Below are 20,335 nucleotides of genomic sequence, written 5' to 3' on the forward strand. Positions count from 1 at the left end.
AAAAAAGAGAGACCGATGAAATTTAAATTTGGCTTGAATTTACCTTGGGGAATTTACCTTTCCATCCTTGTTCTTCTTACGATTGCAACTTATATTTGGGACAACGTAGACTCTACAGATACAAAGGATTTAATTAAATACATATGCTTGATACTTACACTCTCAATTGTTCAGGGAGCCTTACTTATAAGAATGAGTAAGTTCGAGATTTATAAAAACATTCTAAACGCCCTATGGAATATAGAAACAGCGGCAACTTTCCTCTATGGTATGTACGTAGTTTTGGAGTATTCAAACGCGCCATCACAAATTAAACTACCCTTTGCACAATGGTCAGCAGACAATTGTGAAATCTTTACCTTATCTATTATTTTATTTAGTGTTATTTGTGTGGCAAGAGCAGGATACTCAGTAGCAGAAATATTCAAAGCACCAATAATGAAAACATTACCCATTGAATCGTCAACCTTAAAAAAAACAATAATAGAATCTAAAAAAATTAAAAGGCACTCGGGCAAAAGAAGAAAGAAGTAAAGCTATTCCATGAGCCAGCGCATCAAGGTGTTAAGGGTAACGGTTTCCACCTCATCATTCACGCCCAAAAGACGGCGTGCCGGGTACCGGGCCTCCGGGCCGTTGCGTCTGACTCGCTCACGCAGGCCATAATGGTGAACACGAGCGATGCGCTGGACTTTCCCATCAAACTGCACGCTGGCAGAGTCCGCAGTGGCTGCAGTTTTCAGGTATTTAGTGGTGCGCAATTTGGCGAACATCTGGCGCTTTATGCGCCCCTTTTTACTTCTGGCCGTTACCCGGCGCGGCTCAAAAGCGGTGCCGTCTGGATTGCGCTGCAGCCTGATGTTTTGCTGTTGCGACCGACGCAGCTCCTGCGCCAACTGTCGCATCATACGATTGCGGGCTGCCGGTTCCAGATTCGCCAGCAGGGCCGACAGCCAGTCATCCACCCTCTGCAGGTCATCCACGTTTCACCGTCCACATTTCTTCGGGTTCGTCGGGTTCCTGCACCGCTTCAACGCTCGATACGGTGCCATCTGTGCTGACAATCACGCGCTCCGTGAGCTGCAGATTGAGACTGATATCACACAGATCGTTGCTCAGGATATCGACGTCAAAGGTAAAAAGTTTTTCGCGCAGCTCCGGGTTGTTAATAGCGTCCGGTTGATTGGTCATTAACCAGAGCAGCACGGGCGCCATCACTAAATTCTGGTCGCCGCTAAAGTCTTCAATCACCACGTTCAGGGTGTAGCGATATTCCCATGACATTGAACGGGCGCCGGTTGCGACCAGCGAACCGTTATCAACAAAAAGGTGCAGTTTGTCCGGGTTGTCACGGACATACGCCACCGATTTATTCAGGGCGTTGCGTAAGGACTGCGGCTTGTTCACTGTCTCGCTCCTGACACGCTATGATCGTGTCCACTTTGTCGGCACATACCGCCCAGGCGGCCTCAGTCTCATCCAGCACCAGGTTCAAATCCCCATTACTGCGCGGCGCTGACCTGTCCAGGCGGCATTGCGTCACTTTTGGACAACCACTCACGGTAAGCTGCACCTCCGGCGAGGGTCGGGCGGTCCCGCAGCCGGATAATGTCAGCTGGCAAAGGAGTGTCAGCCCAGCGGCGTAAATCCTCGTTTTCACGTTTTAGCTCCTCGATCCGGCGCTGGCGACTCCGCAACAGCGCGGAATTCTCCTCCGCTGCAGCATAAAGTTGCGTCTGCGCCCGGCTGTTGGTTTCGGTAAGAATGGACAGGCTGATAAGATGGCTGTTTTTCTTCGCCAGCTCCTGCTTGTTATTTGTAAGCGCCTCAGCCTGCGTCGCGATGGTGTGACCGGCATTGTTGAGCCGCCATGACTGCCAGCCCAGCAACGCCAGCACCAGAGCCAGGATCACCGCCAGCGCGCGCGTCATATCCCCGCCCCTTTAAGGCACCAGGCAAACTCACGGGCGCGCCGGTTTTCCAGCCCTTTATTCCGTTGACCATTTACATAAATCCAGCGTGGGAGCTGGTTGCACGCCTGCCACCATTGCTGGCGATTGATGTAAGAAACCATTGTTGACCGGCAGATTGCCCCCGTTCCGACATTAAAGCCGATACTGATCAGGGCATCGTAAACATGCTGAGGTGGCTTAACCTGCAGGCAGGCTTCAATCCTTTTTTCCGTCAGCAACACGTTATTAATCAGCCCCTGCGCGGCCTGTCGCTCCGTTATGGTTTTGCCCGGCACTACCCCGGACGTATTGCCGATCCCGTCAGTCCAGACCCCGGCGCTGCACTGGTATGGCTGCAGGCGGCACCCTTCGAAATCAGCAATCAGTTTCAGCCCCTCGACGGAGGTATGAAGCGACTGAAAGCCCGGCAGCGTGGCGGCAATCGCCAGCACCGCGCCGACCAGGCAACGCTTAACGATTGAAGGACTCATATTCCCCCCTGGATATTCTGCCGTCCCGCAGCAGCTGGTAGGCTTTCCAGCGTAAATAACAGGTCACCGCTGCAGTAATAATCCCCAGCGCAAGACCGGTAATGGTCGATACATCTTTAAGAGACAAATCGCCGAGCCATGCCAGGAGCAGGGCAACGCAGTAAGTGATAAAGGCGCTGATTCGTTCTAGCGTCATAGTTCAGTCCCATAACTGGACAGTCTGCGCAGTGGTTGACACCGTGATATCCGGCAGCTCCACCTGCAGCCCGTGCGGTAAAAAGGGGCCATATTCAGCCAGCCCCGGATTCGCCTGCAGCACCTGTTCAGTGACTCCCTGCGTGCGCCCGTAATGGCGCCAGCAGAGTGCGTCCACCGTGTCATACTGATGCGCACGCACTTTCATCAAATCAGCTCCACCGTCATATGCGGCAAATCGCGCAGGCGGGACTCCGCCCAGCGCACATCGCGCCACAGATCGCCTAAGGTTGTTTCGATATCTTCGGCTTTCTTGCTCCCGTCGCCGGTTGCGTCAAAATCGCGATAGCGCTCAACCAGATTTGCTTTTGCCCAGCAAAACACCGCACGGCGATACAGCATGAGCCGCTGGCTTTCGCCGTCGATCACATCAGCAGGGACGTCGGCCAGGCTCGCATACCCCTGCGCCCGTTGTTTCTCGCGGAACTCATAAAGATCGGCGTTAACTTCAGCAATCGCTGTCAGCAACGCCAGACGCAGGCGCGGATCGGTGACACTCCCATCCATGCGCATATAACGGCGGAACTCTGAAACCCTGACATCAGGCCAGAAACTGGTGTTTTTAATAACGTCCTGGGTACTTTCCCCGGCCTGTTCCGGCGAAACGAATTGCATATTTCTGGCACTCCCAAATAGTTGGGCGGTGGACGGGGTTTTGACGCGGCATAAAGCCTGTCGCCACCCCGTGCCGCCCCGCGCGTTGGCACGATTCGTTAAGCCGACATTGCCTGTCGCAATCGGCTTTCAAGCTTGTTGATTTCGGTTTTGACGCCAGAACTGTTATCCAGCTGCAGGGCACGCTTCAGATGGTTAAGTGCCGCCACTGCCTGATCGTTATCCCGCAGCGCGTAGCCCATCGCCTTATGAAGTCGGGCGCGGGACTGATCCGGCATATCCTGACCTTCAACGATATCGAGCACCTGGGTAAGAATGGCGGCACTGAATGATTCACCGGCAGAAAAAGCGCGCATTGCCGCGTCGGCAAACTCTTCCGCAACAGCGGTCCCGCAGGTCCGGTTGAATCGCTGCGGCAGGACCCAGCCGTGTTTAATGGCATGGCGGGCAATGTCCAGCGCGCCGGTATAGTCTCCGGCATCAATGCGCCAGATCATGACGTACATCGCCACGTCGTCCTGGCCTGACGCGTCAGCATCCAGTAAACCGGCAATCCATGAGGCATAAGCGGGAAGAAACTCACGTTTGAGCTGAGCCTTGCGCTCATTTGACTGGACGGTTTTAAGGCGCCTGCGGTGTTCTGTCAGCTGTAACAGCATCTGGTTGTAGCCCGTCAGGCTGGCATTACTGCCGCCCTGCCGGGCGGCATCCTGTGCCTGTACATACTGAGTGTGAGCACGGAACGGATTCATTTATCACGCTCCGGCGCCAGCACCGCCAGCTGCCTGCGCATCAAGCGCGCCTTTCACCGCTGCCGTGACGATTTCCTGGATGGTTTCAGTTGTCAGCGCTGGGCTGGCATTGCCACCTGCCTGCACGGGCAACAGCTCGATGTTCTCAACCAGGCAAACACCGTCGTAATCTTCGACAACATACGCCTCGTTAACGGACTCGAAGTTCTCCACGCGGTCACGCTTCGGATTGTCGATGACCGAACGGCGGCGGGAGCCTGATTGCCAGTAAATAGACAGGTTATCCAGGCGGGTGATCAGCATAGCATTCGCCGGGAAGAACGGCGCGCGAACGGCCGGGAGGTTGCCGATACGCTTCTGGCTGACGATAAGATCTGCCGCCAGCGCTTCGCTGTTTGGCTGGTCACGGTTGACGATCGGGAAATATTTATCTGCCAGTAACTGGCGCCCGACGATAACCACAAGCTCCGTATCTTCCTGATACCACGGCGCGATTTTCTCATTCACGGCGCCCATAACCAGCGCGTCCAGATTCAGGAAATCACCGCCTTTACCAACACGGATAGTCTGAGAAATCACCTCGCCTTCGGACACGATCTTATCCATTACCTGGACGGGTTTCTCCTGGCGGATTTTCTCCAGCCAGCCGATATTCACATCCTGCAGCAGTGGATAGGTCGCGCGGTCTGACGTTTTCTCACGCTTCACGCCGTTGAATCCGATCATGATGCGGTCAAGCGCCTGGCGGGTAATGATGGCGTCACGGATGCGCGTCTGGAAGTTCTGGAATTTGGCCCATAAATCCAACTTCGCATAAGGCAGCGCCGTATCAGAGTTAGTCTGGGTACACTTGTACCCTTCACCGTCGATGTAAGTCGGATCAACGGGTTCACGGTCTTTTTGAGTGGTATCAGTATTTCCGGCAATACTGGAACCAATACCCAGCCCCAGACGCTCGCCGGACTGTTCATCAACCGGGATAATGTTGATTTTCTGCAGGAACGAGGAAGACTCCTGGATTTTCGTTTCCAGCGTCTGCGCAACGGACGGCTCAGCCGTATATTTCGAGGCGATATCGCTCACAGATACGCCGTTGAGTTTGGCGAGCTGCGTCAGATAGCCGTTGAATTTAAAACGTGTCTCTTTTTTCATTGTGCTTTTGCTCCGTCAGCAATCGGTGGTTTGTTCTGCGCCGTTATTGCCGGTCGCATTAGGGCGGCGTTCGCTGCGGCTGTCCTGGGTGGAAAGCTGCTCACGCAGGGTGGAGAGTGCGCTGGTTGTCTCATCAACAACCTTTTGCATATCGCTCAGCTTGTTACTGAAATCGGTCTGATGGGTGCTGACCTGCTCCGCCAGTGTCTGATGCTCACGCGCGATGGTTTCAACAGCCTGATTCACATCAGCAAAGCGGGCGTTATCATCGGCGCCTTTGCGGGACAGCAGCTCTTTCACGCGGGTAAACAGGCTGGTTTTTTCCGGCACGTCCTCAAACTCGATCAGCGTTTCAAGAGCAGCGGTAAACAGGTTGTCTTTGTCCAGCTTGCGGCGCGCCAGGGGGTTATGTTCTGCGCTGGCGCTGAACTGCAGCATTTCAGTGCCGAGGCTTGCCGGATCGTCAGTAACCGCCAGGCCAACCAGATAAGCAGAGCCGGTATCGGCAAAGCTGGTGTTAACTTCCATTGAGGTGAAAAGCTTCTGCCAGTTACCGGTCATGGTGACCAGATCGTCCGTCGGGGCAATCCAGCCATACAGCGCCATCTTCCCTGACAAAGCCCCTTCGGTGATTTCTTCCGCTTCCAGTTTTTCTACCATGCCAAAACGACGGAAAGGACCATCAGGGGTAAAACCCTTGATGTGTTCCATATTGATCAGCGCGGTGTATACCTGCGGGTTATAGCTCGCCGCCATCTGGGTGATCCAGTCACGTTCAATAACGCGCCCGTCAGTGGTGGCCCCTTCGACCCCAATACGAAAACGCTTAGATTTTTTTGCCATCGGTCCGGCTCCGGTTAGTTAGTTCGTAACACGTTCAGAGCCTTATGTTTGCGGTGATAGGCGCGTGTAAACAACGCGTTGGGCTTGTGCGAACTCCCACACAATGCGAAACCGGGGAAAGTGCTGATTTGAGGCCGTATGTTTGTGCCATGACAACACTGACCCCCGCAGACCTCGATCCCCGTCGTCAGGCAATGCTGATGTACTTTCAGGGATACCGCGTAGCCCGCATTGCTGAAATGCTGGGCGAGAAAGTTGCAACCGTTCACAGCTGGAAAAAACGCGATAAGTGGGGAGAATATGGCCCACTGGATCAGATGCAGCTCACCACCGCCGCACGTTACTGCCAGCTCGTCATGAAGGAGCAGAAGGAAGGAAAGGATTTTAAAGAAATTGACCTGCTGGCGCGTCAGTCCGAACGACAGGCCAGGATCGGTAAATTTAACAATGGCGGGAATGAAGCAGACCTGAACCCCAACGTGGCCAACCGCAATAAAGGCCCGCGCAAACCGCCGGAAAAAAACCTGTTTACCGACGAACAGATCGAAAAGCTGGAAGAGATTTTCCGCGCCGGCATGTTCGAGTACCAGCGCCACTGGTGGGACGCTGGTATCAAACACCGTATCCGCAACCTCTTAAAGTCACGCCAGATCGGTGCAACCTACTATTTCGCCCGTGAAGCGTTAATAGACGCCCTGACCACGGGGCGAAATCAAATCTTTCTGTCAGCCAGTAAAGCGCAGGCGCACGTTTTTAAACAGTACATCATCGACTTCGCAAAAGAGGTGGACGTTGAGCTGAAAGGCGATCCGATGGTGCTGCCTAACGGCGCCTGTCTTTACTTCCTCGGTACAAATGCCCGTACCGCGCAGAGCTACCACGGCAATCTGTATCTTGATGAGTATTTCTGGATACCGAGATTCCAGGAGCTGCGCAAGGTGGCCTCCGGTATGGCGCTGCACAAAAAATGGCGTCAGACCTATTTTTCAACACCTTCAAGCCTGACGCACAGCGCCTACCCGTTCTGGTCCGGCGCCCTGTTCAATAAAGGGCGACCGAAAGCCGACAGGGTAGAATTTGACCTTTCTCACAGTAGCCTGGCGCACGGCGTTTTATGCCCTGACGGCCAGTACCGTCAGATAGTCACCATTGAAGATGCCGTAAACGGCGGGTGTAACCTTTTCGACCTGGACCAGCTGCGCCTGGAGTACAGCCCGGACGAATACAACAACCTGCTGATGTGTCAGTTTGTTGACGACCTAGCGTCCGTGTTCCCGCTGGCGTTGCTGCAGTCCTGCATGGTTGACAGCTGGGATGTGTGGGACGATTTCGAGCCGCTTTTACTGCGTCCGTTTGCATACCACCCTGTCTGGATCGGCTATGACCCGGCAAAAGGAACGCAGAACGGTGACAGCGCCGGTTGCGTGGTCATCGCGCCTCCCGTCGTTCCCGGCGGTAAATTCCGTCTCCTTGAGCGTCACCAGTGGCGCGGGATGGACTTCCGCGCCCAGGCCTCAGCGATTGAGGAAATCACCAGACGCTACAACGTGACCTACATCGGCATTGACTCGACCGGCGTTGGCGATGGCGTTTACAAAACGGTTAAGCAGTTTTTCCCTGCCGCGCGTGAGTTTGTCTACAACCCGACCGTAAAAAATGCTCTGGTGCTTAAAGCCTACGACATCATCAGCGGGCGCCGTCTGGAGTTTGACGCGGGGATGCTGGATATCGCGCAGTCCTTTATGTCCATTCGCCGTTCAACCACCGCCAGCGGCAACCGGCCAACCTACGAAGCAGCCCGCACAGAGGAAGCCAGCCACGCGGATTTAGCCTGGGCAACCATGCACGCACTTTATAACGAACCACTGGCAGGGGCTTCCGCCAGTACCAGCAACATCGTGGAGATTTTTTAATGGCTAACCGCAAAAACCGCAGCAAGACACCGCGCGGCCAGACCGCCACCGATACGGCCAACATGGTCAGTAATGCACATGCGGAGGCGTTTACGTTTGGCGATCCGATCCCCGTGATGGACCGCCGGGAGTTATTTGATTACCTGGAGTGCGTGCAGGTAGACCGCTGGTACGAACCACCGATCAGCATGGATGGCCTGGCGCGAACTTATCGCGCCGCCGTGCATCACTCCAGCGCTATTCAGGTAAAACGCAATATTCTTACCAGTACCTTCATCCCTCACCGCTGGCTGTCTAAACAAGCCTTTTCCCGGTTCACCCAGGACTTTCTGGTATTCGGTAATGCCTACCTTGAAAAACGCATGAACCGGTTAGGGCAGATCATGGAGCTGCGCGCCTCGCTTGCCAAATATACCCGTCGTGGCATTGACCCAGACACCTACTGGTTTGCACAGTATGGCTACAACTCGCAGCCCTATCAGTTTGATGAGGGAGGCGTGTTTCACCTGATGGAACCCGACGTTAACCAGGAGCTTTACGGGATGCCGGAATACCTCTCCGCCATTCCCTCCGCCCTGCTGAATGAATCGGCCACGCTGTTTCGCCGTAAGTATTACCTAAACGGTAGCCATGCTGGTTTTATCATGTACATGAGCGACCCCGCCGCCGATCAGAAAGACGTGGACAACATACGCGAAGCGCTGAAAAAATCGAAAGGGCCAGGCAACTTCCGCAACCTGTTTATGTACAGCCCGAACGGCAAGAAAGACGGCATTCAGATCATCCCGTTGTCAGAAGTCGCAGCGAAAGATGAGTTTCTTAACATCAAGAATGTGAGCCGTGATGACATGCTGGCAGCTCACCGCGTGCCGCCGCAGCTGATGGGGATTATTCCAACGAATACCGGCGGGTTTGGCGATGTGGAAAAAGCGGCGCGCGTTTTCGTTCGCAACGAACTTACCCCCCTGCAGGGCCGCATCAAAGAAGTTAACGAGTGGCTGGGTGATGAGGTGATACGCTTTGACCCCTACCTGACCGATGAAGACTGACGCTCTCCCGGCCAGCCTTTGATATCAACCGCCCTCCTCAGGGCGGTTTTTTTATTCCCTTACGCCTATCACACCATCAGAGCGCCTCAGCGCCTCGCTGAACGGTCCTGCGCTTTCGCCACCTGGCAGCTCACGACAAAACGCAGCGCCTCACCACGACGCAGGCGCGCACGACCAGCCCCAAAAAATGACCATGCCCGCCCGACATTGAGGGCCCAAAACCGCGATTAACCCCAAAACCGCGCGCTCGTAGCCCCGCCACGCCTGCCCACTTTACACATTGGTTTTCATGCACCCGCATGAGGCAAGGAAAACCCTGCCAATCCTGGCAGGGTACAGTAAAACTGGACCTCGAATGATCATGCGCATTCATGCGGATATCTGCAGTATGCACAATAGGTTTTATTGCTGACAAAATAGAAAAAACTCAGTTAACTGAATCGAAATGGCACTAGTGATATCAAGTCTATAACTCATTCTACTAAACTCTGAAGAAAACGAAGTTAAAATAACCTCAACAATTTCAAATTATAATATTGGTTGCATTAAAACCTTATATTATCTCAGTTTTCATTTATCACCGTACGCTACAGGATTGTAAAGCCTCATCGCTCCTGCAGATTTCAACTCATTTTTAAAAGATTTACTTAAAGTGAAACCTTGCAGTAAAGAATACTTTTCAATATAAACTTTAGATTTAACACCCTTACTTGACAATCCATTCAACATTAGTGCACCAGATTCTATCGATGAGAGTTGCGCTCTAACTAATTTAGCATATTTGACTCTTTCCTTTTTACGAAGGAAGCTAGCTTCATCTATATGTTTAAATATGTGATACAGGTTTCTAAAATAATGCCCCGTATTCGAGAAGAAATTATCTTCTTCATACACAAGGTCAATTGAAAACTTAACCCTCTCCTGAATCAACATATCATCATTTGACAAATTCAGAAAGTTAAACTTCACTTCCGTTATATACCAATCGAGCGCATCCACTCCTTTGAATGACTCTTTATCATATACCACCTTAATATTCGACAAGTGTTCTTTGTGGTATCGAAGAAGTTCAAAAAGGACCGACTCAAATGACTGAGTCATGGATTGTTTGGATGTGGTGTACAGTGTGAAACAAACTAAAATTATAGATAAAAAACTTAAACCTGGATTCAGGACACCTCCGATATAATCTCCAAACTGCCCCCATTTTTCCACAGATTGGCTTACAGGCAAGGCACCAAAAATAGTCCAGTATTTGTATAAAGCGAAAACGATGAATGAACAAGTAATAAGAACAAAAATTAATATAAAAGATAATCTTTTCAGATAATTAATTATTTTCACCATAACCTAGACCTTACACTAAATCAATATCTTTCAGCTCAACCTGATAAATCCCTTTCATTGCTTTACATCTGATTGGTTTTATTAACCTTCTTATGTTTTCAATTTTCCAAGTAAAGTAACCTTCTTTCCAAGTTCTCCCCAAACTCACTGAAGGCCCGCGTTCATTATAATCATCTTCTGTCCAAACTTTAAACTCTGTAAAATCGACGATAGCCAAAGCGACACCATCATCCATATCTTCATCGCTAGATAAATATTTTTGATTTTGAACAATCACAACATTTTTCATCGGGATTTCTGGCGGCAACCATGATCTTATCTCAATATTTTTTTTGCCATCTAGTATGAGATCTACTGCAGGCTTAAGGATAGATAACGCTTGATATTTCATGGCATGATCCTTATTGTTTACATGCTTATATTTTAACATAAATCGTAAACATGAGGTATAATATGTTGATTTTTATCGCGGGAGTCCACGGTGTTGGTAAAGGTTACTTATGTAAAAAGTATGTAGAAAGTAATCAGGCCATACATAAAAGTGCAAGTCAATTAATTCGAGAGTATGGGAAAATAGAGCTACCAACCAGTAAGCTAACAGAAAATATTGACAGAAATCAACTGATACTCTTAGCAGCTGTAGATAATCTTACACAAAATGGATGTATATTGTTACTTGATGGACATTTCGCATTAGCTTCCAAAGATGGAACAATAACTGCAATAGAAAGCGATGTATTTAAAGGATTGAAACCTGATGGTGTGATTTTATTACAGAATGATATTGATTTAATTACACAACGAGTCAATGAAAGAGATGGAGACACAATAAAATATAACATTAGCTCTTTAATTGAAGAAGAAAAAAACAATGCAAAAAAAATATGTTCTGAACTAGACATTCCTTTAAAAGAAATATATTCCGCTTCTATTACAGATTTTAGTGATGCCATTGAAGAGATTAGGCGCGAGTCTAATGCTCGCGCTTAAATTAAGGTTCTAAACATATCGGAAAGATTGAGGTGCTTTTGCCCCAGGTGATATATCTTCTAAATCTAATGGAGAGCTGTATCTTCTGGGGCTCTTAACCGAAATGGCAAATGCCCTATCGCGACGATGAAAATAGTCAGTAAAGAACTTATGACTTATTCCAGCATAATTTTTGGTTAAACTCCACAACTCTGAAGGTGAATTTACTAAAATATCACCGACCTTAAACTCTCCAATTACTTTACCCACGGGCATAGTCGCATAAATGATGACAGTATCAACATTTTTGTTTTTAAAAATGCTTTTCCTAAATTCAAATTTTTTTTCGCCGGATAAAATCCGCTCAGCATATTCAGGCTTAATTGACAATATAACCTTCATTTACGCCTCCATCAGTAATAATTTTCTTAAAGTCTGCATCACTCAGAGGGAGGAAACCCCAATAATTAGCATCAGTATATCCGGTTATGGTCATAATATCATCCCTAATTATTCTTTTCGTTAACGGGAAGTTATAAGTGAAGCGAATAATGTAAGGGTAATTTTTCTTTGCATACAAGAGCTTAAGCTCATCTTCATCAAAAACGCTAAATGGCGCGCAGTAATCCCTGAAGTCTTTGTAGGTCGAGAACTCATGAATATTCCTGACGCTCAAAACCACACATACTGAAGTTGCCACTGAGCGATAACGTGCCGGTCCTTGGCCATCTGAAGTTCGATAGATCAAAAGATTGTCACCCAACTGGAGATGTTGCGTACCATCCATTTTCGTAAGATATACTTTTTCAATACTATTTGTATGAGAAATATCTTGAATTAAACTTCCATCTTCATTATTCAGCTTAGATTCAGGAAACAATCTAGTATGCCATGAAGGGTATATACTAAGAAGGAAATTTCTATTTCTTAATTTAATTAACGGATAATTAGGATAACTCATTTAATCTCTCCACTCCAAATTTTTGAAATAAACACCTTCACAGCCATTGTTTGTTTCTTTAATTTTTCTTGCTTGCAACTCGAAACCATAACGCTTTAATAAACTAATTAATCCTTCATGCTTATCAAAAATTGTAACATATATTTCTTTGAGATTATTGTTCATAGCAAACTGAAAGACTAACCGGACAAACCTTTCACCTAATTTAGTTCCGTGCGCATCTATTTTGAAAGTGCCTAATTTTGCCCTAGCTTTTCTCTCAAATGCAGGAACCGTATCTGTAATCGCCTCATCTTCTACTTTTAAATACAAGAACCCATCCATCTCGCCGCTATCGTTGTACGAAACATAGGCTTTACTGCCTGATTTAGAGATAAACCAAGTATCAAAGCCATCATAGTCAGCTTTCAATGAATTGAAAAAACGGTCATTTAAGTCAATATCACGGAAGAATTTTTCTTGTATAGACATCCGAGTCTCCTTATCCGAGCACCATTTTGCGATCAATAGGTTGATGAAATCAAAAAAAACATTTCAACAGGCTAAATCTGTCCACACTAAGTCTATCAATAGTTTCAGGTAATGTCTTCATCATTGTTATCAAACCTAATTTTATGAGTAACTTAGCAGGCATTAATGCCTTGATTAAGAAAAGCCCTTTGTGTGGCTAATCAGCACACCTCGGATAACATTTCATTGTAGCGATGCTCCCAATAAAAAAAATGAGCTATATCACAATACATCCTTATAGCTATCCCATTGAATTACCATAAAAAAACAGAATCTTAGAAGAACAGCTCCAACATCTGCCTGTATTGTTTATACCAACATTCATCGACCGAAGATACGCATTGTTCAACTATCTTCATGGTTTCGGATTTTAGCAATCAACTCATCTGTCAACTCAGATACCCATTGGATAGCCAGCCGTTTTTCTTCGTCACTACACTCACTAGCAGCTACAAGCTTAATAAAGAAATCAATACGCTGGAGCTTCAGCGACTCCAAAAGATAATCCTGCATCTTCCCTCCTGACACGAATACGGCCACACAACAACTGTACATATAAACAGTATAATAAGAATAAAAAAATGTAAAACTGTTTTTTGTCAATTGATTGGAAGCTCTTACTCCACTCAATAATACACAAAATGTTAAACGGCGGTCTTAGTGCCACTGGCACCATTTATCATCTTCCAATAGCCGCTGGTTACGGTAAAAAATACGTAACCCTGCCCCGGATGGAATGCTACCGCCACGTAGAAGCAAATCTATCTCCGATGCACTACCTTCAAACCCTCTGGCATTCAGTTCTGCCTCAAGCTGCAGACGCTGCTGCTCCGAAATACTCTGTTTGTATGCTTTTTTCCGCGTCGGTTTTACCAGTCTCAGCCTTGCTGTAAGCTCCCGCCGTTCCTTCTGGCCCATATTGTGGAGGTAATCATGCAACTCCTTCTCATTGATGGCTTTAATGTTAGGCAGACCTGCTCTAGTCTGGTTCAAATTTTCAACAGGGGGACAGTTATTGCCACGAGTCCAAGGGGCGCTAGCGCCCTGGTCGGCTGTCGCCTCCTGAAGGTCAACGGCTTTACGAACCATTTTCCACTTCACTGCATGAGTGCAGATCCGGCCCTCAATGATCGGGGACCAGATGCCATAGATACGAACACCATGATCACCGTAGGCGCTCGGCTCCTCGTTAAGCTCGTAGGCAGTCCTGACAAGTTGATGTTTACGGGGAACCAGGACGCCGCCCTGCTTCATGATGTAGGTGGCAAAACAGCCAGCATCAGCTGCGGCCAGCACAGCATCCAGTCGCGGGTTTTCCAGTACAGGCGCGCCTGCCTTCTGGTCACCCTGCACCCTGGCAGCCTGTCCGGCCAGAAGGCGCAGCTCGCGGTACGCCTGGCGGCCAGGGATACCAAAGAAGCGGAATTGCTGGACACGGTGCAGCGAAGCCCAGGCGTTTACGTTCTCAGCGTTATCGCGCAGTGATCTGCCCGTTTCTTTACTGATTTCCTGCGCCAGCCCGCGCCCGTCGATGTTTTTACTGATGTATTTGGCGATATAGCTGGTCGGGGTGCCCTTGCGCGGGTTGATAAGCTCAGACTTGAAACGCGGCCCGGTATTGGCGCCCAGCTCCTCCCGATCCTCACGAATGGCGAATTTACGCAGTAGCGCGGTGATGGATTTGCGGTCTTTTTTGCGCATGAAGCACAGCAGGTGCCAGTGTACGGTGCCGTCATGGTGTGGTTCAGCAACGCGGACGCCATACCAGCGCAGCCCGGCTTTGTGCATCGCCTTACGGAAGGCGGCGAACATATTCACCAGGTAATCACTGCTCTGACGGACCGTGGCACTGGTCCATTTCGGGTTTGGCCTGCCGTTGTTAAGCGTTGCGTGAAAGCGTGACGGGCAGGTGATGGTATAGAACACGGCGCATTCACCACGCATTTCTGCGATCAGCTCCAGCCCCTTAACGCAGGCCATCATTTCGTTGCGCCGGTGTGCCGGATTGCTGCTGCTGGCGTTTACCACTTCTTCCATATCCAGCGTGTCACCTTCAGCGTTAACCAGCTCATGCGAGCGGAAAAACTCCAGTGATTTGCGGCGCTGCTCGCGTTTGTGGATCACGGCCTCATAGCTGACATACGGGGACGCCTTTTTGTTAACCAGGCAGACAGCGCGCAGCTGTTCTTCCCGCCATTCGCACCGCATCTGCCACAGCTTGCGATACCACCAGTCCGCGCAAAGCATACGGGCAAGCGAGCCCGGAATAAGCTCGTAGGGGACCGAGTTACGGCGGTGCTTTTTACGACGCAGTTGCTCGAAAGCTGGCGGGATAACATCAAGGCGCATAGCCTCAGCGGCCACCCTTTCCCATGACCGGCGGATCTCTTCCGGCGTAACGTCTTCATCCGTAAACAACTCACCGCAGGCAGCATCCAGACACATGCTCATGTGTGCCGCCACCAGGGTAGATAACCGCTTGACCTGCTCCTGGCTCATTTCGGGCAGAACCAGTAAACCCTCCAGCCCGTCGTGGCTCGCCATAAAACGGAATGACGCAGAAACCTGGCTGGTACGCACGCGCTCCAGGCGTTCAAGGCACGGCCTGATGGTTTCACGCAGATAGCGGGAATATGCCTTCGGTTTGCCCAGGCCCTCGAAATATTTAATCCGTTCAAGCAGCGGCTTACTAATATGCGCTGGCTGGGCGCTCACGTCAGCAACGATTATCAGATCGGGGTTGAATTGTTGCTGTTCACGGGCCATTTTGGCGCGGCTTATCAGCTGATCCTGCTCCATTTCTCGCTGAACAGGATCACGGGATTCATTGTAGAAATAGCGTTCCCAGACCTCATTACTCAGGGCCTCGCGGCGCAGCTGCTCCTGCTCGTTATCTGCAGCATAGAGAGAAATCAGGTTTGAAAGCGCAGAAACCGGCGCTACTTCCGCTGGGTCCATGTAGGGGTTAATCGCCTTTTTAGGTACATTCCAGGCAAAAGCAGCGGCGGAATCTTCTGCACCGCCGTGCTTTTCAACTTCGTGATGACTCACGCGCGCACCTCATGCACGACAGAGCAATCAGGCACGCCGGCTGGATCAAAGCCAGCCCATACTTCCGGCTTGAGTACAGCAATAAGTTCGTCAGCCCTTTTTCCTTCGCCCGCGGCAACGCCGATGCTGCGCTTTACGTTAATGCGGTCATGGGTGAAATTTCGATACAGGGAACGAGTCAGAAAAGTGTCGCTGTTCGAAACAATGACCGGATGGCCTTCTGATGCCCGGCGCTCAAGAATAGAGGCCAGCTGATACTGATCGTCCTCAGTAAAACCGGCAGTATGATAGGCACTGAAAGTACCGTCATAAGGCGGATCGCAATAAATAACATCCCCAGGCACCAATAATGCCAATGTTTCGTCATAGCTGGCACAAATGAACATTGCACGCTGGGCCTTTTCCGCAAAAGTGCTAATTTCTTCTTCGGGAAAATAGGGAGCTTTATAATTGCCGTAAGGTACGTTGAAATGCCCTGCACGGTTATAACGGCACAACCCACGGTAACAATGACGATTTAGAAAAAGGAAATAAGCAGCCTTCCAGATTAAGTCTAAGGAATGCAAATGATTAAACTCTTCACGAATAACATAATATTGTTCAGAAAAATTGTTGCAGGCAAAGAGAGCCTTTGAGATAGCAATAAAGTGTTCTACTTCATCTTTAATTACCTGATACATATTAATCAGGTCAGCATTAATATCCGCGACAAGATAATGAGGATAGTCTGTCGCCATCATCACAGAACAGGAACCCGCGAAAGGTTCAACCAGTCGTGGGCCAGCAGGAAGGTGCTTAATCAGTTCCGGCATAATAGCGGTTTTATTTCCCGCCCATTTCAGGATGGTGCTCATACAGCGCCTCCATTGTAGTGTTTACCTTTAAGCTCTGCGATTTCCTGACAGGTAACGCAGAGATCACAGCCCGGCATGGCGGCCCGGCGTTCTTCGGGAATGACTATTCCGCAGCTTTCACACTCCAGTGAAGAAGCCCCAACCTTTCGGATACGGGCATTGTGGATGTGGCGCTGCAGCTGTTCTTCAACGCGCTGCTGTACAAGGTCCATAGAGTCAGCCATTAGTGCAGCTCCTGGGATTCGTTTTCGTAGCGGGTTGCTTCGCGGCGCAGCAGTTCAGCCGCTTCAATGCCGTTTAACCCTTTATTGGTGATATGGGTTGCCAGCGCCTCAAGACGGATTGAAACTGCGAGCGCGCGCCCTTTGCGCTCCTCGCGTTTGGCAATATCGATCACCGCGATAAGCTGGTCGGTTTCGGGTACAAACATTTTTGGTAATTCGTTCTGCATTGTTCTTTCTCCTGAATTTGGGCAAAAGAATGCCCGGCGGGTTTACGCCATTAATTTCTGTTGTGGGTTAATTCGGCATGGTTAGCCGTTTGGGAAATAAGCTCACCACTGCACGAAAATGATTCATTGCTTTAACCAGTTCCCGCTTTTCGTCAGTAGTCAGATCACTAATATTGACGCCGTGACGTTCTGCCGGAATTTTTGCCATAAAGAATATGGCTGCCAGTGCGCGTTCATTTTGCTTATGGTTTATATCGCGGCGGTCGCGCATATCTTTAATAAACCTTTCAAGCTCTGGCTCGATATTCAGACCAAACACATTTGCCCTTAATTCCGCTATTCGGTTCAGCCCTTCCATACGTTGACCCGGGCTTAATGGGACAGTCGCCGCAGCGCCTTCAATAGCCATGGTTTCCCCCGTTTGGTAGTAGTCAGCCCTGCCAGCAATTCATCCTGAGAGTGGGACGGGTGCCAGCGCTTACCATCTTTCCCGATAATCCATCCATGACCGTAGTGCATTGCCGGGCTTTGCTTTACCAGCAGCGAAGCGAATGAAGGCTCTTTATTCAGCATAAGCACCTCAGATCAGACCAAATGAAGCGCTGAGGCCCGTCACTGTATCAACAGCACTTGCCATTGCTGGGTTGTACTGTAGGCGCGCGTGCAGGGAAACAGCTGTAAGTGCCATCAAACGAGTAACAGAATTGATGCTTTCGATAACCTGGCGGCGTTCCGTTGTTGTCTGGTGTTCACCAGAAACAGCGCTTGCTGCAACGCGACCGATCTCTGCTGTAGCATTCAAAACGTAATGAGGCATTTTCTCGCTGGCTACTTCGTTCAGCGGCACACATGGCAGGCAATGGATTTGAGCCAGGAACCCATCAACCAGCGTGGAGTCCTCAGTGATATCCGTCAGCAGCCAAATATCCGGCGCCGTGAGTTGATGCGGTTGCTCCGGGTTTAGTTTGTTGCGCAGCGTCTGAACATTCATGCCTGCGCGGTCCGCCAGTTTCGCCATGTTGTGGCGCAGTGCGAAAGCGCGGCAGGCCTCATCAAAGTGTGGATGTTTGGAAGTCTTATAATCAAACATGTGAGCCTCTTAGAAAGTTCTCATAATTGAACTTACTGACCAACAACAACGCGGAAGTTGGAATGACCAAGGGACTCACGAACCTGATCGGTTTTGTACATCAAGTAACGAAGACATACACGTCCCTTATTTTTCTCCTTTTTGACCATGTATTTAGCCAATTGGCCATGATGGATTTTTTGATAAACAGAGCCACGAGAAATGCCTTCCCATTCCGCGAACTCTGCAGGTGTAGCCATCTCTTTTGGTACACGAATTGAAATATCAGTGCTCATAGTGCAGTATCTCTCAGTTAAGGTTTGGTTTATGTCGTTTTATCTTGTTTTATGTGATTCAACATTTGAACAATTGAGATACTACGATCCAATATTTGATACGTCAACAGGATTATAAAATGATACAGGTGAAGGCTGGCGAGAATACAGGGGGTAGAGAGGCTATCCATAGGTTGATGGCTGCCTATGATTTCAAGTCCCGACAGCAGCTGTGCGATCACTTAGGCGCATCTAAAAGTACTATGGCAAACAGATACTTAAGGGACAGCTTCCCTGCAGAATGGGTAATCCAATGCGCTCTTGAAACAGGAGTTTCTTTACTCTGGCTAACCACAGGACAAGGCGAACCAGGAACAAAAATTGATGGTAGAAAAAGTATCAATTTCGTGAACTCCAGCAAGGTAAAACCTCTTTCTGAACTTGTATCGCCAGAGATCGACAAAGCTAGCCTTATAGGAGGTTCGTTGGTTGAAGCTGGGAAGGCCATCATTGATAGCAGCCTGCTTCCCCCTGATTCAAGCGAGCTGCTTCTCTTAAATACCAATGGGGATTCATATTTAGTTGACCGTAACCAGACGCCACCAGTGAATGGGATGTGGTTGGTCGATATCGACGGGATAAAAAGCATTGTTAAGCTAACTCGCCTTCCGGGAAACAGATTAGTTGTGCATCAAGATGATTCTTCGTTTGAGTGCAGCCTGGATGATATCGAGGTTGTTGGCCGCGCATTGAAAATCATCAAGAGCCTTTGATATGACCATCAGAAAACAGCCGAACGGAAAATGGTTGTGCGAGTGTTACCCGAACGGGCGTGACGGCAAGCGCGTGCGCAAGCAATTTGCGACAAAGGGCGAGGCTGTAGCATTCGAAAACTTCACCATGGATGAAGTAAACAAAAAGCCGTGGCTGGGGGAAAAGGAAGATCGGCGGCGTTTGTCAGAATTGATTGAGCAGTGGCACTCCCTTTATGGCCAGACGCTCGCAGACCCCAAGCGCCTAATGGCGAAACTGAATATTATCTGCAATGGGCTGGGCAATCCCGTCGCTTCTGAGTTAACAGCCGGTGATTTTACCAAATATCGGGAAGCACGACTAAAAGGTGAAGTACGTAACGAAGACGGTGGCCTAATGTCCCCAGTAAAGCCCCGCACGGTAAACCTGGAACAGCGTAACTTATCATCCGTTTTTGGCACCTTGAAAAAGCTGGACCACTGGTCAGCACCTAACCCGCTCGCCGGACTACCAACATTCAAAATCGCTGAAGGTGAATTGGCGTTCCTGGCCTCGGACGAAATTAAGCGCCTACTAGATGCCTGTGCTGATTCTCAAAGCCCTAGCCTATTGATGATCGCAAAGGTATGCCTGGCTACCGGCGCGCGGTGGAGTGAAGCCGAAAACCTGCAGGGACATCAGTTATCTAAATACCGGATCACCTATACCAAAACCAAAGGCAAGAAAAACCGAACTGTACCGATATCTCAGGATCTGTACGACGAACTCCCCAAAAACAGAGGGAAGCTATTCACTCCATGCAGAAAAGCCTTTGAACGAGCAGTGAAGCGAGCTGGTATTGAACTGCCTGAAGGCCAGTGCACGCACGTTCTGCGTCACACATTCGCCAGTCACTTTATGATGAATGGCGGAAATATACTTGTCCTTAAAGAAATTTTGGGGCATGCCGATATAAAAATGACGATGATATACGCACACTTCTCCCCAGATCATTTAGGGAAGGTGCGAACAAGTTCCTGATATGAGATCATCATATTCATCCGGAGCGCATCCCAGAGGGACATCATGAGCCA

At 49.3% G+C, this 20,335-nt stretch carries 31 protein-coding genes; 6 read left to right on the top strand and 25 right to left on the bottom strand.

The features are described from left to right. Positions 1–15: 15 nt before the first annotated feature. Positions 16–534, top strand: a complete 519-nt coding sequence (locus tag OGY18_RS03280) for a hypothetical protein (protein ID WP_286551701.1) — start codon at positions 16–18, stop codon at positions 532–534. 2 nt (positions 535–536) lie between these two features. On the opposite strand, the gene OGY18_RS03285 is transcribed toward OGY18_RS03280, so the two are convergent. The 11 genes from OGY18_RS03285 to OGY18_RS03335 all read right to left on the bottom strand — a co-directional run bounded on the left by OGY18_RS03285 (position 537) and on the right by OGY18_RS03335 (position 6,060). Continuing rightward, complete coding sequence (locus OGY18_RS03285; RefSeq protein ID WP_200035913.1) at positions 537–983, bottom strand: phage virion morphogenesis protein; 447 nt, start codon at positions 981–983, stop codon at positions 537–539. Then, entirely contained in the window at positions 976–1,407 is a 432-nt protein-coding gene (locus OGY18_RS03290) for a phage tail protein (RefSeq protein WP_200035914.1), read from the bottom strand. The genes OGY18_RS03285 and OGY18_RS03290 overlap by 8 nt, the downstream gene beginning before the upstream one ends. Next, positions 1,370–1,615 carry an Rz1-like lysis system protein LysC gene (gene lysC, locus OGY18_RS03295; protein WP_286551735.1) on the bottom strand — a complete coding sequence of 82 codons (246 nt, stop codon included), beginning with the start codon at positions 1,613–1,615 and terminating at the stop codon, positions 1,370–1,372. The genes OGY18_RS03290 and lysC overlap by 38 nt, the downstream gene beginning before the upstream one ends. Then, positions 1,503–1,931, bottom strand: coding sequence for an Rz-like lysis system protein LysB (lysB, locus tag OGY18_RS03300; RefSeq protein WP_286551707.1), 429 nt, complete (start codon positions 1,929–1,931; stop codon positions 1,503–1,505). The genes lysC and lysB overlap by 113 nt, the downstream gene beginning before the upstream one ends. Further along, positions 1,928–2,443 carry a lysozyme gene (locus tag OGY18_RS03305; RefSeq protein ID WP_286551708.1) on the bottom strand — a complete coding sequence of 172 codons (516 nt, stop codon included), beginning with the start codon at positions 2,441–2,443 and terminating at the stop codon, positions 1,928–1,930. Before OGY18_RS03305 ends, lysB begins: the two co-directional genes overlap by 4 nt. Beyond that, entirely contained in the window at positions 2,424–2,639 is a 216-nt protein-coding gene (locus OGY18_RS03310) for a hypothetical protein (RefSeq protein WP_014884902.1), read from the bottom strand. The genes OGY18_RS03305 and OGY18_RS03310 overlap by 20 nt, the downstream gene beginning before the upstream one ends. A 3-nt stretch (positions 2,640–2,642) precedes the next feature. After that, positions 2,643–2,846, bottom strand: a complete 204-nt coding sequence (locus tag OGY18_RS03315; RefSeq protein WP_032642157.1) for a tail protein X — start codon at positions 2,844–2,846, stop codon at positions 2,643–2,645. After that, entirely contained in the window at positions 2,846–3,313 is a 468-nt protein-coding gene (locus OGY18_RS03320) for a head completion/stabilization protein (RefSeq protein WP_286551711.1), read from the bottom strand. The genes OGY18_RS03315 and OGY18_RS03320 overlap by 1 nt, the downstream gene beginning before the upstream one ends. Before the next feature lie 98 nt (positions 3,314–3,411). Further along, positions 3,412–4,065, bottom strand: coding sequence for a phage terminase small subunit (gene gpM / locus OGY18_RS03325; protein WP_006777754.1), 654 nt, complete (start codon positions 4,063–4,065; stop codon positions 3,412–3,414). A gap of 3 nt (positions 4,066–4,068) precedes the next feature. Further along, the gene (locus OGY18_RS03330) at positions 4,069–5,217 is read right to left on the bottom strand and encodes a phage major capsid protein, P2 family (protein WP_286551713.1); all 1,149 of its coding nucleotides are present in this window, start codon (positions 5,215–5,217) and stop codon (positions 4,069–4,071) included. A 15-nt stretch (positions 5,218–5,232) separates the two neighbouring features. After that, positions 5,233–6,060, bottom strand: a complete 828-nt coding sequence (locus OGY18_RS03335; protein WP_045261923.1) for a GPO family capsid scaffolding protein — start codon at positions 6,058–6,060, stop codon at positions 5,233–5,235. Positions 6,061–6,209: 149 nt separating this feature from the next. Here OGY18_RS03335 and OGY18_RS03340 point away from each other — a divergent pair, with 149 nt between their 5' ends. Next, positions 6,210–7,973 carry a terminase ATPase subunit family protein gene (locus OGY18_RS03340; RefSeq protein WP_286551714.1) on the top strand — a complete coding sequence of 588 codons (1,764 nt, stop codon included), beginning with the start codon at positions 6,210–6,212 and terminating at the stop codon, positions 7,971–7,973. Further along, positions 7,973–9,022: a phage portal protein gene (locus tag OGY18_RS03345; RefSeq protein ID WP_286551715.1), complete on the top strand. Its 1,050-nt coding sequence runs from the start codon at positions 7,973–7,975 to the stop codon at positions 9,020–9,022. The genes OGY18_RS03340 and OGY18_RS03345 overlap by 1 nt, the downstream gene beginning before the upstream one ends. Positions 9,023–9,592: 570 nt before the next feature. On the opposite strand, the gene OGY18_RS03350 is transcribed toward OGY18_RS03345, so the two are convergent. Then, on the bottom strand, positions 9,593–10,369 hold the full coding sequence (locus OGY18_RS03350; protein ID WP_063249752.1) for a putative phage abortive infection protein: 777 nt from the start codon (positions 10,367–10,369) through the stop codon (positions 9,593–9,595). A gap of 10 nt (positions 10,370–10,379) precedes the next feature. Next, complete coding sequence (locus OGY18_RS03355; RefSeq protein WP_063249750.1) at positions 10,380–10,760, bottom strand: ASCH domain-containing protein; 381 nt, start codon at positions 10,758–10,760, stop codon at positions 10,380–10,382. Between the two features lie 62 nt (positions 10,761–10,822). Here OGY18_RS03355 and OGY18_RS03360 point away from each other — a divergent pair, with 62 nt between their 5' ends. Then, positions 10,823–11,359, top strand: coding sequence for an ATP-binding protein (locus OGY18_RS03360; protein ID WP_170228397.1), 537 nt, complete (start codon positions 10,823–10,825; stop codon positions 11,357–11,359). A 9-nt stretch (positions 11,360–11,368) separates the two neighbouring features. Here the strand turns inward: OGY18_RS03360 and OGY18_RS03365 are convergent, their stop codons facing one another. The 12 genes from OGY18_RS03365 to OGY18_RS03420 form a co-directional block, all read right to left on the bottom strand. Further along, positions 11,369–11,740 (bottom strand): ASCH domain-containing protein, encoded by a 372-nt coding sequence (locus OGY18_RS03365; protein WP_060855053.1) that lies wholly within the window; start codon positions 11,738–11,740, stop codon positions 11,369–11,371. Beyond that, positions 11,718–12,299, bottom strand: coding sequence for a hypothetical protein (locus OGY18_RS03370; RefSeq protein ID WP_154060480.1), 582 nt, complete (start codon positions 12,297–12,299; stop codon positions 11,718–11,720). The genes OGY18_RS03365 and OGY18_RS03370 overlap by 23 nt, the downstream gene beginning before the upstream one ends. Next, complete coding sequence (locus OGY18_RS03375) at positions 12,300–12,770, bottom strand: GNAT family N-acetyltransferase (protein ID WP_286551719.1); 471 nt, start codon at positions 12,768–12,770, stop codon at positions 12,300–12,302. It abuts the gene before it with no gap. 384 nt (positions 12,771–13,154) lie between these two features. Further along, positions 13,155–13,322 (bottom strand): hypothetical protein, encoded by a 168-nt coding sequence (locus OGY18_RS03380; protein ID WP_063249741.1) that lies wholly within the window; start codon positions 13,320–13,322, stop codon positions 13,155–13,157. Between the two features lie 144 nt (positions 13,323–13,466). Then, on the bottom strand, positions 13,467–15,860 hold the full coding sequence (locus OGY18_RS03385) for a replication endonuclease (RefSeq protein ID WP_286551721.1): 2,394 nt from the start codon (positions 15,858–15,860) through the stop codon (positions 13,467–13,469). After that, positions 15,857–16,714 carry a DNA adenine methylase gene (locus tag OGY18_RS03390; protein ID WP_286551723.1) on the bottom strand — a complete coding sequence of 286 codons (858 nt, stop codon included), beginning with the start codon at positions 16,712–16,714 and terminating at the stop codon, positions 15,857–15,859. The genes OGY18_RS03385 and OGY18_RS03390 overlap by 4 nt, the downstream gene beginning before the upstream one ends. Then, a complete protein-coding gene (locus OGY18_RS03395; RefSeq protein ID WP_000785514.1) occupies positions 16,711–16,938 on the bottom strand; it encodes a TraR/DksA family transcriptional regulator in 228 nt (75 codons plus the stop codon). The genes OGY18_RS03390 and OGY18_RS03395 overlap by 4 nt, the downstream gene beginning before the upstream one ends. Next, a complete protein-coding gene (locus tag OGY18_RS03400; protein WP_163374185.1) occupies positions 16,938–17,165 on the bottom strand; it encodes a DUF2732 family protein in 228 nt (75 codons plus the stop codon). The genes OGY18_RS03395 and OGY18_RS03400 overlap by 1 nt, the downstream gene beginning before the upstream one ends. A 67-nt stretch (positions 17,166–17,232) precedes the next feature. After that, entirely contained in the window at positions 17,233–17,574 is a 342-nt protein-coding gene (locus OGY18_RS03405; protein ID WP_000963476.1) for a DUF5347 family protein, read from the bottom strand. Continuing rightward, on the bottom strand, positions 17,538–17,738 hold the full coding sequence (locus OGY18_RS03410) for a phage filamentation protein Fil family protein (RefSeq protein ID WP_286551727.1): 201 nt from the start codon (positions 17,736–17,738) through the stop codon (positions 17,538–17,540). The genes OGY18_RS03405 and OGY18_RS03410 overlap by 37 nt, the downstream gene beginning before the upstream one ends. A gap of 7 nt (positions 17,739–17,745) precedes the next feature. Continuing rightward, positions 17,746–18,255 (bottom strand): phage regulatory CII family protein, encoded by a 510-nt coding sequence (locus tag OGY18_RS03415; RefSeq protein ID WP_286551729.1) that lies wholly within the window; start codon positions 18,253–18,255, stop codon positions 17,746–17,748. A 32-nt stretch (positions 18,256–18,287) separates the two neighbouring features. After that, entirely contained in the window at positions 18,288–18,530 is a 243-nt protein-coding gene (locus OGY18_RS03420) for a hypothetical protein (RefSeq protein ID WP_029463825.1), read from the bottom strand. A 119-nt stretch (positions 18,531–18,649) separates the two neighbouring features. Between OGY18_RS03420 and OGY18_RS03425 the strand changes: the two genes are divergently transcribed. After that, the gene (locus tag OGY18_RS03425; protein ID WP_286551731.1) at positions 18,650–19,282 is read left to right on the top strand and encodes a phage repressor protein CI; all 633 of its coding nucleotides are present in this window, start codon (positions 18,650–18,652) and stop codon (positions 19,280–19,282) included. 1 nt (position 19,283) lies between these two features. Next, complete coding sequence (locus OGY18_RS03430) at positions 19,284–20,282, top strand: site-specific integrase (RefSeq protein ID WP_286551732.1); 999 nt, start codon at positions 19,284–19,286, stop codon at positions 20,280–20,282. The last annotated feature ends 53 nt before the right edge of the window (positions 20,283–20,335 follow it).

The organism is Citrobacter sp. Cpo142 (assembly GCF_030332425.1).
Classification (GTDB): Bacteria; Pseudomonadota; Gammaproteobacteria; order Enterobacterales; family Enterobacteriaceae; genus Citrobacter; species Citrobacter portucalensis.

Excerpts from the sequence above, each read along its gene's own strand:
- OGY18_RS03430 (WP_286551732.1), top strand. The coding sequence starts at position 19,284 with ATGACCATCAGAAAACAGCCGAACGGAAAATGGTTGTGCGAGTGTTAC.
- OGY18_RS03355 (WP_063249750.1), bottom strand. The coding sequence starts at position 10,760 with ATGAAATATCAAGCGTTATCTATCCTTAAGCCTGCAGTAGATCTCATA.
- OGY18_RS03340 (WP_286551714.1), top strand. The coding sequence starts at position 6,210 with ATGACAACACTGACCCCCGCAGACCTCGATCCCCGTCGTCAGGCAATG.
- OGY18_RS03400 (WP_163374185.1), bottom strand. The coding sequence starts at position 17,165 with ATGCAGAACGAATTACCAAAAATGTTTGTACCCGAAACCGACCAGCTT.
- OGY18_RS03395 (WP_000785514.1), bottom strand. The coding sequence starts at position 16,938 with ATGGCTGACTCTATGGACCTTGTACAGCAGCGCGTTGAAGAACAGCTG.
- gpM (WP_006777754.1), bottom strand. The coding sequence starts at position 4,065 with ATGAATCCGTTCCGTGCTCACACTCAGTATGTACAGGCACAGGATGCC.
- OGY18_RS03315 (WP_032642157.1), bottom strand. The coding sequence starts at position 2,846 with ATGAAAGTGCGTGCGCATCAGTATGACACGGTGGACGCACTCTGCTGG.
- OGY18_RS03420 (WP_029463825.1), bottom strand. The coding sequence starts at position 18,530 with ATGAGCACTGATATTTCAATTCGTGTACCAAAAGAGATGGCTACACCT.
- OGY18_RS03370 (WP_154060480.1), bottom strand. The coding sequence starts at position 12,299 with ATGAGTTATCCTAATTATCCGTTAATTAAATTAAGAAATAGAAATTTC.
- OGY18_RS03330 (WP_286551713.1), bottom strand. The coding sequence starts at position 5,217 with ATGAAAAAAGAGACACGTTTTAAATTCAACGGCTATCTGACGCAGCTC.
- OGY18_RS03335 (WP_045261923.1), bottom strand. The coding sequence starts at position 6,060 with ATGGCAAAAAAATCTAAGCGTTTTCGTATTGGGGTCGAAGGGGCCACC.
- OGY18_RS03380 (WP_063249741.1), bottom strand. The coding sequence starts at position 13,322 with ATGCAGGATTATCTTTTGGAGTCGCTGAAGCTCCAGCGTATTGATTTC.
- OGY18_RS03405 (WP_000963476.1), bottom strand. The coding sequence starts at position 17,574 with ATGGCTATTGAAGGCGCTGCGGCGACTGTCCCATTAAGCCCGGGTCAA.
- OGY18_RS03320 (WP_286551711.1), bottom strand. The coding sequence starts at position 3,313 with ATGCAATTCGTTTCGCCGGAACAGGCCGGGGAAAGTACCCAGGACGTT.
- OGY18_RS03425 (WP_286551731.1), top strand. The coding sequence starts at position 18,650 with ATGATACAGGTGAAGGCTGGCGAGAATACAGGGGGTAGAGAGGCTATC.
- OGY18_RS03280 (WP_286551701.1), top strand. The coding sequence starts at position 16 with ATGAAATTTAAATTTGGCTTGAATTTACCTTGGGGAATTTACCTTTCC.
- OGY18_RS03415 (WP_286551729.1), bottom strand. The coding sequence starts at position 18,255 with ATGTTTGATTATAAGACTTCCAAACATCCACACTTTGATGAGGCCTGC.
- OGY18_RS03410 (WP_286551727.1), bottom strand. The coding sequence starts at position 17,738 with ATGCTGAATAAAGAGCCTTCATTCGCTTCGCTGCTGGTAAAGCAAAGC.
- OGY18_RS03350 (WP_063249752.1), bottom strand. The coding sequence starts at position 10,369 with ATGGTGAAAATAATTAATTATCTGAAAAGATTATCTTTTATATTAATT.
- lysB (WP_286551707.1), bottom strand. The coding sequence starts at position 1,931 with ATGACGCGCGCGCTGGCGGTGATCCTGGCTCTGGTGCTGGCGTTGCTG.
- OGY18_RS03390 (WP_286551723.1), bottom strand. The coding sequence starts at position 16,714 with ATGAGCACCATCCTGAAATGGGCGGGAAATAAAACCGCTATTATGCCG.
- OGY18_RS03310 (WP_014884902.1), bottom strand. The coding sequence starts at position 2,639 with ATGACGCTAGAACGAATCAGCGCCTTTATCACTTACTGCGTTGCCCTG.
- OGY18_RS03365 (WP_060855053.1), bottom strand. The coding sequence starts at position 11,740 with ATGAAGGTTATATTGTCAATTAAGCCTGAATATGCTGAGCGGATTTTA.
- OGY18_RS03360 (WP_170228397.1), top strand. The coding sequence starts at position 10,823 with ATGTTGATTTTTATCGCGGGAGTCCACGGTGTTGGTAAAGGTTACTTA.
- OGY18_RS03345 (WP_286551715.1), top strand. The coding sequence starts at position 7,973 with ATGGCTAACCGCAAAAACCGCAGCAAGACACCGCGCGGCCAGACCGCC.
- OGY18_RS03305 (WP_286551708.1), bottom strand. The coding sequence starts at position 2,443 with ATGAGTCCTTCAATCGTTAAGCGTTGCCTGGTCGGCGCGGTGCTGGCG.
- OGY18_RS03375 (WP_286551719.1), bottom strand. The coding sequence starts at position 12,770 with ATGTCTATACAAGAAAAATTCTTCCGTGATATTGACTTAAATGACCGT.